This is a genomic window from Planktothrix sp. FACHB-1355 (assembly GCF_014748295.1).
In the GTDB taxonomy this organism is placed as follows: domain Bacteria; phylum Cyanobacteriota; class Cyanobacteriia; order Cyanobacteriales; family Aerosakkonemataceae; genus Aerosakkonema; species Aerosakkonema funiforme_A.
Genome location: NZ_JACJUP010000065.1, coordinates 1 through 12002, shown reverse-complemented (window position 1 = coordinate 12002; position 12002 = coordinate 1). Strand labels below are relative to the sequence as shown.

Sequence of the window (12002 nt, the reverse complement as noted above, 5' to 3'; positions counted from 1 at the left end):
GAAATGGAAGAAGTTCCCAGTATTGGCAATAGCTCGATGCTGGAATTATTTCGTTTGGAAGTAGACGCACAAACAAAGATATTAAATGATGGTTTGCTAGCCCTAGAAAGCCAACCGGATTCTTTGAGAGAATTGGAAGCGCTGATGCGAGCTGCCCATTCGATTAAAGGAGCTGCTCGCATTGTTGCGATCGATGCTGCGGTTAACCTGGCTCATGTCATGGAAGACTGCTTTGTGGAGGCACAGAAACAAACTATTACCCTGGCCGCAGATAGTATTGATATCCTGTTGCGAGGCGTCGATCTGATCCAAAATATTAGCCAGATGGAGCCAGCAGAGTTGGGCATTTGGCTAAAAGAAAATCGCCAAGAAATTGAAACGACAAGACAAGAAATTAGCGCTATCCTGACCCCTGGATCTGCACCAGTTCCGCGCAAAAAAGCAGAGCCTGCAAATGGGCAATCGGATACGGGAAAGGTAACAGCACAAGAGCAAACCGCCCCTATAGACGCCAAAACCGAAACCCAGACAGACGCTTCTGCACAACAAGAGCAACAAATACAATCAGCCGCCTTAGTTGCCCAAACTGCCTCTGCAAAGGAAACTAGCGCTGCCAAACAAATCGTGAAGAGCCCCCCCACATCTATTGGGCCTGCCAAAGAGTCAAAAGCAGCGCCAATACCCACCAAAGACTCAAACAAAGATCGGGTGGTGATGGTAAGCGCAGAAAACCTCAATCGGATCATGGGGTTAGCGGGTGAAACTCTGATTGAGGCGAGTTGGTTACAGCCTTATGCCGATTCTTTGATGATGCTCAAAAAACGGCAACAGGAATTATCTAAAGTTCTCGAAAATTTACAGGAAGCTTGCGGAAAAAGCCACGTCGATCGACAAACCGAAAATATTCTGAAAGCGGCTCGCGATAAAGAGCGGGAATGTCGGGAAATTCTGTTGGAGCGCATCCACACCCTAGAATTATATGCCGGTCGCACGGCTAACTTGAGCGATCGCCTCTACAGGGAAGTAATTGCCTCCCATATGCGTCCCTTTGCGGACGGCGTGCAAAGCTTTCCTCGGATGATGCGGGATCTCGCCAGAAAACTGGGCAAACAAGTTAACTTTGAAATCGTCGGCAAAGCTACACCAGTCGATCGAGATATTCTCAAAAAATTGGAAGCTCCTCTCACCCACATTTTACGGAATGCTCTCGATCACGGTCTGGAAATGCCTGACGATCGCATCGCAGTCGGCAAATCCCCAGAAGGAACCATCAAACTGGAAGCCACCCACCGCAGCGGAATGTTAGCCGTCACCATTTCTGATGATGGTAGGGGAATGAACCTGGAGCAATTACGCGAAAAAATCGTCAGAAAGAAGCTGGCTAGCCCTGAGATGGCAGCTAAGTTTACCGAAAGCGAGTTGTTAGAATTTATCTTTTTGCCAGGGTTTTCCACTGCCGCTCAAGTCACGGAAATTTCCGGACGCGGTGTTGGTTTGGATATCGCCAAGAGCATGGCCCACGAAGTCGGCGGCACCGTGCGGGCAAGTTCCGTACCCGGAAAAGGGATGAATTTTTACTTCCAATTGCCCCTCACTCTGTCCGTTATTCGCACTTTATTAGTAGAAATATCCGGCGAACCTTACGCTTTTCCCCTAGCGCGGATCGAACAGCTGGTGATGCTGGATAAATCGGAAATAGCCGTGGCGGAAAATCGCCAATATTTCACCCTCAATGGGGAAAATATCGGACTGATAGCTGCCTATCAAGTTTTGGAATTGCCGCCATCTTCATTCAAGTCAGATGCGCTACCAGTTGTGGTAATTGGCGATCAATCAAACCGTTTTGGCATGGTGGTAGATAAATTCTTGGGCGAACGCGACTTAGTAGTCCGACCTTTAGATCCCCGCCTGGGCAAAGTCCAAGATATCGGTGCCGCCGCCCTCATGGGAGATGGTTCTCCGATTTTAATTGTGGATGTAATAGACTTGGTGCGCTCCATTGATAACCTGCTCAACACTAAAGACGAAGAATTGCAGCAGGTCAGCGATGATGATGGTGATGGCAAATTGATAGAAAAGAAGAAGCGTATCTTGGTAGTTGATGACTCGATTACCGTGCGGGAAATGGAACGAAAGCTCTTGGAAAACAAAGGTTATATGGTTGAAGTTGCAGTCGATGGTATGGATGGTTGGAATGCAGTTCGCACCAATCACTATGACTTAGTTGTGAGCGACATTGATATGCCGCGCATGAATGGAATTGAATTTGTCGGCCAGATCAAAAATCATCCGAAGTTGAATTCAATTCCCGTGATTATTGTTTCCTACAGAGACAAGGAAGAACACCGAATTCAAGGATTGGAAGCTGGGGCGGATTATTACTTAACCAAGAGTAGTTTCCAGGATGATAGCTTCTTCAAAGCAGTCATAGATTTGATTGGCGAACCTTAATTTGGATTTTGTTTTGCAAGTGGTGTAATGGAAATGGATAAGTTCACCAAAGAAATGGTTAGCGGCGTCCAAGATGTCCGCAATATCAGCACCCAAATCGTAGATATTATCGAGAAAGTGCAGAGCTTGACACCCCGTTTTCAAATGGTGAGCGAAGGGATGGAAGCTCAGTCAGAAACTGCCGGACAAATTAGTGAGTCGATGAGCCAGTTAAGCCAAGCATCTGGGGAAACTACTTCTTCTGTGCGCGAACTCAAAGGAGTAATTGAGCGCTTGAACGGTGCTGCCATATCCTTACAAAAAGCAACCCACGGTCTCAAATAAACGGTTGGCATTGTGGGATAGTGGGAAAAAATAGCGTACCGTTATCGATCGATTTCCCGCTATCGCAAAATATTTTCTGCGTTACTATCACTACTGGCTTTAACATAACCTTAATAAATAATCACCGCTCGCTGATGAAAATAGCAATTGTTAATGATATGATAATGGCCGTAGAGGCAATTCGACGAGTTTTGCTCGCAGTTCCCGAATATGAGGTAGTGTGGGTAGCTCGCGATGGTGCGGAAGCAGTGGCTAAGTGCGCCAAGGATACCCCAGACTTGGTATTGATGGATTTAATTATGCCAGTCATGGATGGGGTAGAAGCAACTAGCCAGATTATGAAAAATTCTCCCTGCGCGATTTTAGTAGTAACTGCTAGTGTGGGGAAAAATTCTGGGAAAGTTTTTGAAGCGATGGGACATGGAGCCTTAGATGCAGTCAAAACGCCTGTGTTGGGAATGAGCGGAACTGCCGAAGGGTCTCAGCCTTTGCTCAGCAAGATTGCCACAATCAAAAAATTGATCGGAAAGTCCACTCCCATTTCCAGAAATAAAACTAATTCTCTCAATATCAGAACGAATTTTCCTCCCTTGGTAGCGATCGGTTCTTCTACCGGAGGCCCAAAGGTGCTGGCAACCATCCTTTCTCGCTTACCGGCTTCTCTCAACGCAGCTGTGGCAATAGTCCAGCACGTAGACGTTCAGTTTTCTTCCGGTTTAGTCGAATGGCTAAATCAGCAAAGTGCTTTACCGGTTATGCTGGCATCCAGAGGCGATCGCCTGGAAGCAGGCAAAGTCATCGTTGCCGGCACAAACGATCATATGATTTTAACATCAAATTTAACTCTCTCTTATACCAAGGAGCCGCAGGATTATCCTTACCGTCCATCGGTAGATGTCTTTTTTGAGAGCTTGGCGGAACATTGGCAGCGTAAAGCAACTGCTGTGTTACTGACGGGTATGGGAAGAGATGGGGCAGAAGGTTTGTGTTTGTTGCGATCGAAAGGATGGCATACGATCGCTCAAAATAAAGATAGCTGCGTTGTTTACGGAATGCCGAAAGCAGCAGCCGAATTAAACGCGGCAGTAGAAATATTACCTCCGGAGGCGATCGCTTCCAGCCTAATTGACCGATTAACTTATTACCGTTAGTTATCCCCCCTGTTTTTGTAGTTACCGTTCCCTATTTTCAGGCTAGACTTCAAAATTGATAGTTATTTATGGACGATAAAATTACAGTTCTACTTATCGACGACCAGGCAATCATCGGTGAAGCTATTCGCCGAATGTTAGCGCCAGAAAAAGATATTGTCTTTCATTACTGCGGCGACCCAACTCAAGCTTTTAAAGCAGCTAAGGAGTGCAACCCAACCGTCATTTTACAAGACTTAGTGATGCCCGATATGGACGGGTTGACAGTAGTACGCTTCCTACGTTCTAGAGATGCCATAACTGTGAATACTCCCCTGATCGTACTCTCCAGTAAAGAGGACCCGGTGATTAAAGCTAAGGCATTTGAGTTGGGGGCAAATGACTACTTGGTGAAATTGCCCGATCGAGTGGAGCTGATCGCTCGTGTCCGATATCACTCCAAAGCTTATATGAACTTGTTAAAACGGCAAGAAGCTGAAGAAATGCTCAAAGCCGAAAACTTGCGTCAGGCTTTGTATATTCAGCAGGTCGATAAAGTCAGCGCCGCCGCAGTATCGGTCGAACAAGATAAGTTTCAACCTGAGAGTTTAAGTGAAGTAGCCGAACGTAAAGATGAATTAGGCAAACTGGCAACAGTTTTCACCACTATGGTGCAAACTGTCAAAGCCCGCGAGAAAGAATTGGCTCAAGCAAGGGATCAGTTGGAAGCAATTTTGAATGCTGTACCGGGCTCAATTTCTTGGCTTGATTCAGGTGGTGTCTACTTGGGCGTCAATCGCTACATGGCTCAAGATTTGAACCTCCCTCAAGATGCTATTATCGGTAAGGAAGTCGGCTTTCTCAAAGGCACCTCCCAGTTAGCGGAATTTATGCGTAACTTTATCACTTCAGATGAAACTTCCGCCTCCTCTATAATTAATGTCGAAGTCAATGAAGTTAAGCGATATTATTTAGTCGCAGCGCAGAAATATCGGCAAGGTGGAGCAACTGTATCGGTAGGCATTGATGTTACCGATCGCATGGAAGCCGAAGAAGCTTTACGAATTGCCGAAGAAAATTATCGCAGTATCTTTGAAAACGCACTAGAAGGGATCTTCCAAGCTACAGCTCAAGGCTCTTTCATTAGCTTAAATCCCGCAATGGCACGCATCTATGGCTACGACTCCGGCGAAGAAATGATGGCTGCCATTACCGACATTGGCACTCAACTTTATGTTGACTCTGAGAGGATAAATGACTTCTTTCAAGAGATGGAAGAGAACGGCAAAGTTACAGACTTTGAATATCGAGCTTATCGCAAAGATGGCAGTATCGTCTGGGTGGAGCAGGATACCCGCGCTGTCCGCGATAGCAACGGTAATGTGCTTTATTATGAAGGTATGATCCAAGACATCACTCAGCGCAAGCGCCAAGAAGAAGAACTCAAACGCCAATTGCAAGAACTCCGCATTGAAATCGACCAACAAAAACGTCAGCAGGAAGTTGCTGCTATTACCCAAAGCGATTATTTCCAAGAAATACAGTCAGAAGCGGATAGCCTGAATGTAGATGATTTTTGGAATTAGCGATCGCTAATTAAACACAACAGCTTTCTGCTATTAAAACTTATAATACCAATTCCGAAAAAACTATGAGAGTTACACACCTCAAAATCAACTCATTCCGGGGAATTAGCGATATGACCCTGGAGTTTGCTAAAGATGAGCCAACAGTATTTATCGGTGACAATGGCGTGGGAAAATCGAGTCTTCTTGATTGTCTGGCGATTTTGTTGTCATGGTTCATAAATCGGATTAAATTCGATCCTAAATCTAGAACAAGTATATATAGTAGAGTAATGTATGAAAGCATCAGGGAAGGAGAAGTTGCAAATGGAGGTTTCTTTAACGCTCGAGATATCAAAAATGGAAATAGCCAGACAGAGAACGAGATTAAGCTTTCACTCGGTTATGAAGAATTAGACTGGTCTATTACTACCGCTAAAATATTAGATAAAACCGATACAACCGCAAATATTGAAAAGTTAGATAAAATTACTCAATACCTGCGTAATGAATGGAAATCAAAGCCTAACTTTAACATAGCTTTAGCTATTTACTACCCAGTCAATCGTTCAGTTATGGATATTTCTCTAGAAATTTCAGAGAACTATTCATTTAAGCAAATAGACGCCTATGAACAAGCGCTAGAAGGTGTACAAATCGGTTTTAATAGCTTCTTCCAATGGTTTAGAAATTTAGAAGATTTGGAAAATGAAGCCCGACGAGATCGCCCTGATTATCGAAACAACCAACTAGAAGCAGTGAGACAAGCTATTTATTCAGTGATTCCAGGGTTTTCAAACTTGCGCGTTCGTCGTTCTCCCTTACGAATGACTGTCGCCAAAAAAGGTGAAGAATTGATTATCAATCAATTATCTGATGGTGAAAAATGTTTGCTAGCAATGGTAGGAGATTTGGCAAGACGTTTAGCAATTGCCAACCCAGGTTTAGAAAAACCACTTGAGGGAAGCGGTGTTGTCTTAATTGACGAAATAGAATTGCACCTTCATCCCAAATGGCAAAGAGAAATTATTCCAGCTTTAACTAGAACATTTCCCAACTGCCAATTTATTGTTACCACCCATTCACCACAAGTAGTTAGTCACGTTAAACCAGAGGGAATCTACATTTTGGAGGCAACGCCTGATGGTATAGTTGCTAAACGACCGGAAAGTTCTTTTGGCAGAGATAGTAATAGTATTCTCGAAGACTTAATGGGTGTTTCAGAACGTCCACAGGAAATCAAGGTTCGCCTCCGCGAACTGTTTCGACTTATTGACGCCGGAAATCTCAATGGCGCACGGGAATTGCGCCACCGACTTGCTGACGAAATTGGATATGATGAACCGGAGTTCGTGAGAGCAGATGTACTAATTCGACGCAAGGAAATTCTCAATCGATGAAGTACATTAGAAAGGGTGAAGAACCAGAAGAGTTTACTAATTGGAAGAACCTGGAAAACGACGATTGGAAACCTAGCTGGGATGATAACTTTCAAGCACCGCAGAAACCTGTAGTGCATCAAGCTTTGCTACGGGAACAGGGTTATATTTGTTGCTATTGCGGAATGCGTATTACTAGAGAAACCAGCCATATAGAACATCTCAAACCGCGTAGCATCTATCCAGATTTGGCGCTGGACTATACAAATCTGATGGCTTCTTGTCAGGGAGAAAGTGAAGAACCACCACCTCAACCTGTCCATTGCGGACATAAAAAATATGACTGGTACGATGAACATCTTATGGTTTCGCCATTATATCCAAACTGCCAAGATTTCTTTAGGTATCTTGGTTCTGGAGATATAGAGCCAACAGATGAGTCAGATAAGCAAGCAGCGGCGGAAACAACGATTGACAAACTTGGACTTGACATTCCAAAGCTGACGCGGATGCGCCGTGAAGCGATTGTTGGGATTTTACTAGCTATCGAAGGGCTGACAAACGAAGAAATACAGTTGCTTTTTCAAGCGTTTGAGCAACCAGATGCAAACGGGAGATACACGCCTTTTTTTGCTGCGATCGCATATACTCTAAAACAATACTTTATCTCTTGAAGCGCTTATTAAAACTTCAGAAATCATGCCCCTTTTCTTCGCATTGGAGTTAATATACCTTGCTGCTAATATATCCTCAATATTAAAATCTTTGTACAATTCTCGAATAAATTCGCAATCAGAATTAGACAGCATTACTTTTACGCCTTGACTGGCGAGTTTGGCAAACACTTCTTTTAGCCTGATTTGGTCTTCTTTCCTAAACGCATCGCGAGTATAAGCTGTAAATTCGCTGGTATTGCTGAGAGGATAGTACGGAGGGTCAAAATAAACAAAATCATTGCTAGTTTTCGCATAATCTAAAACAGCCTCAAAACTTCTTTCTGCAATCTCAACGCCTTGAAGTGCTTCTGATACTGTGTAAAGTAAATCTGGATTAGAAATTTTAGGATTTTTGTATTTACCGACAGGTACGTTAAATTCACCTTTAGGGTTTACTCTATAAAGACCGTTAAAACAAGTTTTATTGAGATAAATAAACCGCGCTGCCGCTTCTAAACCCTTCAAAGTATGGCAATTTCGTAAATCGTAATAGTAATCTGAATTATGTCTTTGTTGATGTTCTTCCAAACAAGCGATCAAGTCCTTAACACGATCTCTAACACAAATATATGTATTAATTAGATCGGCATTAATATCTGTTAAAATCGCCTTGAATTCTGGTCGAGTTTGCTTAAGATAAAAGAAGACAGCACCGCCTCCCAAAAAAGGTTCGTAATAGGTCTGAAATTCCTTGGGAAAAAATGTCTCATATTGAGCAATCAGCTTACTTTTACCGCCAGCCCATTTGAGAAACGGACGAGGAGAAACCTTGTCTTTAGCAGTAGTGGACATCGATCTAAAAACCTAACCTATAAAAAATGTAGAGGGATTAATAATCTTATCAAAATTAAACTCAAAAATCTGATGACAAAACCATGAAAAGAAGAGTTTAGCTTGTCCGATCGGCTAATGTCTGGGCGATGCGGTAGCCTGTCGAGTAGAAGGCGATCCGCCGGATGTCTGCCAAAATTATGTTAACTACGAACTGAAGGCGAAGCAACCAAAAGATCGCGATCGCTTTCCCCTTTGGTCAGTATACCGACAATTTGCAGCTAGCGCGAGAACTTTTGCAAAGTTATGTTGCGTGGGGTAAGTTTGACCCCCGCTCTCCCGCTCTTCCCTAGCCCCTAAACAAGTCCGCGCTGCGCCATAGATACCAGGAAGCGATCGTGCGATAAGGCTTCCACGGCTGTCCCACACGATCGACAGTTTTTTTGTTGGGAAGTTCGCTGAAGTTATAGATGCGCTGAATACCGGCACGAATACCCAAATCATCAACAGGTAAAACATCCCACCGATGCAGGCGGAAAATTAACAACATTTCCACTGTCCAGCGACCGATACCTTTAACTGGCGTTAAAGTTTGGATGATAGTTTCGTCATCGCACTCGGACAATTGCGCTAAAGTTGGCAAGCCATCCTGTATTTTTTGAGCTAAATCTTTCAAATAAGAGATTTTGGGACGAGAAATACCTATTTGTCGCAACACTTCGTCTGGTGTGTTAAGCACATCCAATGCACTAGGGAAAGGTTTATCCGGATAAAGCTGTTCAAATCTCCGAAAAATGGTTGCGGCTGCTTTGATGGAAAGTTGCTGATAAACGATCGATCGCGATAAGGAAAACAGTAAGTCGCCACGAAACTGTACGCGATCGAGTTCGCAAGCACCCACGCGATCGATTAGATTTGCCAAAATCGGATCTGACTCTTTCAGAGTAGCGAGAGCAAGTGAATAATCTATCTTCAATTCCGACTGTGCAAAGGAGTCCATTTGTTTAAGACTAGGTAGATCTATTAAAATCCGCGTTTAGCAGGCAGCAACCCTAACTATCCTAACCGAGTTGAGGCTAAAACGCTGGTAGTCTAGATTCGACTGGATAGTCGATCGCGCAAATACAGGCAGCATGGTGATTATTACTACATCATATCGAGAGATGTGTTTCCTGAAATCAAAAACCATATAGTGAAATTGTAAGATCGGCTGAAGAAACCGGGTTTCTCAACGTCAAACCTGGGCTTTCAAGGATAGTTGTAAGAAACCCGGTTTCTGACTATGGTCGAACCTTCCGGAACTTTATTTAAACGCCGCGAATCTTAGAACAGTATCAGCAAACAATCAATCTTTTGCGAGCGATTCCAATAGTCGAAAAGCCCTGAGCTAGGTATTGCGATTTAGCTCCCCACCTTAAATTTCCTCAGCTTTCAGCTTGAGAAAAAATGACTGCAAGCGTTAATTTAAAAACGCATTGCCTAAATTTTGCTGATTTATTTCAGGGCTACTTTAACACCAAACTTAATTCCTTAAGGAGAACATCCATGAAGTTTTTAAACCTATTTCTGGCTGCGGCTACATTAATTAGTTCTTTTCCTAGCGCCGCTTTTGCTAGTCCCAAAGTTCAAATTTTAGGCGCAAGCTATGGTGGTAACGGTTGCCCGAATCTATCCGCCAGCGTGAGCGTTAGCCCGGACGGTCAAGAGCTAACTATTCTCTTCGACAAGTTTACAGCTCTGGGTAATGTCGCAGCAGAAAGAAGGAAAAGCTGTAATTTGAGCATTCCGATCAAGTTACCTCAAGGCTATCAAATTTCCCTCTACGATGCTGATTATCGCGGCTATGTTGCACCTGGAACTACTGCGAACTTACGAGCGGAATACTTTTTTGCGGGTAATCGCGGCCCAGTTTTTTCTCGCACTTTCAGGGGCGAAACTAACTATAACGTTCGAGATAGCTTAGCAACTGTGGCTAATGTTTGGTCGAGCTGTGGTGATAGTGTAAATATGCGGGTGAATGCGGCGATGACCGCCAGCGGTTCCGGAATGGCCACCGTTGACTCCTTCGATCTCGCTCACCGTGGTTTAGTTTATCACATCAAATATCGCAGCTGTCGCTAGTCGAAAGAGCCGGGGCTATATGCCCCTGGTTCTGTCTGGTGCGGAATTGCGATCGTCAAGTAATATGGTAGAAACTCTTGATAGAGTCTCTGGCAACCAAATCGTTGCCTTCAAAGACGCACTCAGCCTAGACAGTAATTTAAGTTATCAGCACCTACCGATGGAAAAGAAACCACAGCAACCCTTGTATATATTAAAAAAAGCGCAGCCGCCAAATGCGGAAGCCCCTACACCCTTACCGCAGTTACAAGAAATAAATCAGCCTCTGAACGAACTTTTGGAAAAGCCGAAAGAGCAAAAACTCGAACTTTCGCTTAAGCTAAAAACCAAGCCGAAACTGAAGGAATCGAATCAGGTAAAAGAGAAAATAATTTATCCCAAAATAGAGAGGGCGAGATTGCGCCAGATGCGGTATTATGAAAGGGGAAAAAGACAAGCTCCTCCCTCTCATCCTGTTGGGACTCCTCAAGATGACCAATTCCAGCACAGGGCGATTGGTTTGATTTCTGCAAAATATATAGCTTCGACAGAAAATAAAAATAGCAAAGAATGGTTTAAAGGCATTCTGTTGACAGAGGACAATACGATCGTTGATGCGGTAGTGTTGGGAAAAGTAAAAACAGTGATTCAATCACCCAAACTCGACCCAGAAAAAGAGCGTCTGTTTGTTGTCTATCCCAGAACTCCTCAAGTTAACAAACAACCAAAAAAGGAAGCAACCGATAAACAGCCGGAAAAATCTGATTTATCCGATGCAGAATCAGCAGTTACACAACCGCAGACAGAGGCTGAAATAAAGCAAGCAACGAATGAAGTTAAAGAAGCTAATGAAGTTTCTACCCCTGCGTCTGAGGATTCCCAGAATCAACGATCGCCAAAACTTCACGTACAAATATGTGGGGTTTGGGAGCCGGAAATATTCCAACAAGGTATTGAACTTAAGCCGGATTATCCTATCGAACCGGATTACTTTTCTGTACATGGAGAAGTGATATTTCAAAATCAGGCAGAGGAGTGGATTTTGGTCAAAATTATCCAAGCTCCCAAACAACCAGATGGCAAACCGTTCTTTTTCAAACTGAAACTATGGGGGAATCTCGGCTGTAAAGCTTGCAAGCAACTTTGGTCTTTTAAAGTCAAGCGGGAAGGCGAAGATTTGAAAATTGTCAGTTCCGAAAAGATCGGGATTTTCCTATCGGATAGGAAAAAGTTTATGGGGAAAGGAAAGAAACCAAAAAGTAAGCCGAGAAAAGGATAGATACTCAGCAGTTACAGGGTGCGATCGCTATGGCCGCACCTGCAATTGTAGCGATAAATTCAACTCCAATTAACTTATTTTACAACAGATGAACAGAGCTGCGATCGCAAAGTTTTTCGGTTACCGATGCCGCCGGATATGATATGGAAATTAATCATAATAAAAAGTGATGGTTAGTTGGCATTGGCAGACCGAATTGCAGTAACAACCAATACAGGGAAAAGCAAATGAAATTAAAAGAGCAACCTGAAATTGCATTGGCGGAAGACTTAGGCATTCCGCTGACG

Annotated in this window: 10 protein-coding genes; 8 read left to right on the top strand and 2 right to left on the bottom strand. The window is 43.7% G+C overall.

Annotated elements, in window-relative coordinates:
• From H6S82_RS05425 to H6S82_RS05395, 6 genes are all read left to right on the top strand, one after another.
• A partial coding sequence (locus H6S82_RS05425; protein ID WP_347339464.1) for a hybrid sensor histidine kinase/response regulator occupies positions 1–2451 on the top strand: 2451 nt, incomplete at its 5' end.
• Between the two features lie 33 nt (positions 2452–2484).
• Positions 2485–2775 carry a methyl-accepting chemotaxis protein gene (locus tag H6S82_RS05420; RefSeq protein ID WP_190465222.1) on the top strand — a complete coding sequence of 97 codons (291 nt, stop codon included), beginning with the start codon at positions 2485–2487 and terminating at the stop codon, positions 2773–2775.
• Between the two features lie 134 nt (positions 2776–2909).
• Positions 2910–3926 (top strand): chemotaxis response regulator protein-glutamate methylesterase, encoded by a 1017-nt coding sequence (locus tag H6S82_RS05415; protein WP_190465221.1) that lies wholly within the window; start codon positions 2910–2912, stop codon positions 3924–3926.
• Positions 3927–3994: 68 nt separating this feature from the next.
• Entirely contained in the window at positions 3995–5491 is a 1497-nt protein-coding gene (locus H6S82_RS33280) for a PAS domain S-box protein (RefSeq protein ID WP_242056832.1), read from the top strand.
• Positions 5492–5556: 65 nt separating this feature from the next.
• A complete protein-coding gene (locus tag H6S82_RS05400) occupies positions 5557–6870 on the top strand; it encodes an AAA family ATPase (protein WP_190465220.1) in 1314 nt (437 codons plus the stop codon).
• The gene (locus H6S82_RS05395) at positions 6867–7523 is read left to right on the top strand and encodes a retron system putative HNH endonuclease (protein WP_190465219.1); all 657 of its coding nucleotides are present in this window, start codon (positions 6867–6869) and stop codon (positions 7521–7523) included. The genes H6S82_RS05400 and H6S82_RS05395 overlap by 4 nt, the downstream gene beginning before the upstream one ends.
• On the opposite strand, the gene H6S82_RS05390 is transcribed toward H6S82_RS05395, so the two are convergent.
• Both H6S82_RS05390 and H6S82_RS05385 read right to left on the bottom strand, forming a co-directional pair.
• A complete protein-coding gene (locus H6S82_RS05390) occupies positions 7500–8357 on the bottom strand; it encodes a DNA adenine methylase (protein WP_190465218.1) in 858 nt (285 codons plus the stop codon). The two genes, H6S82_RS05395 and H6S82_RS05390, sit on opposite strands and share 24 nt — an antisense overlap.
• A gap of 328 nt (positions 8358–8685) precedes the next feature.
• Positions 8686–9336 (bottom strand): DNA-3-methyladenine glycosylase, encoded by a 651-nt coding sequence (locus tag H6S82_RS05385; RefSeq protein WP_199315306.1) that lies wholly within the window; start codon positions 9334–9336, stop codon positions 8686–8688.
• A 545-nt stretch (positions 9337–9881) separates the two neighbouring features.
• Between H6S82_RS05385 and H6S82_RS05380 the strand changes: the two genes are divergently transcribed.
• Both H6S82_RS05380 and H6S82_RS05375 read left to right on the top strand, forming a co-directional pair.
• Positions 9882–10457 carry a DUF4360 domain-containing protein gene (locus H6S82_RS05380; protein ID WP_190465217.1) on the top strand — a complete coding sequence of 192 codons (576 nt, stop codon included), beginning with the start codon at positions 9882–9884 and terminating at the stop codon, positions 10455–10457.
• A 19-nt stretch (positions 10458–10476) separates the two neighbouring features.
• On the top strand, positions 10477–11715 hold the full coding sequence (locus tag H6S82_RS05375; RefSeq protein WP_190465216.1) for a hypothetical protein: 1239 nt from the start codon (positions 10477–10479) through the stop codon (positions 11713–11715).
• The last annotated feature ends 287 nt before the right edge of the window (positions 11716–12002 follow it).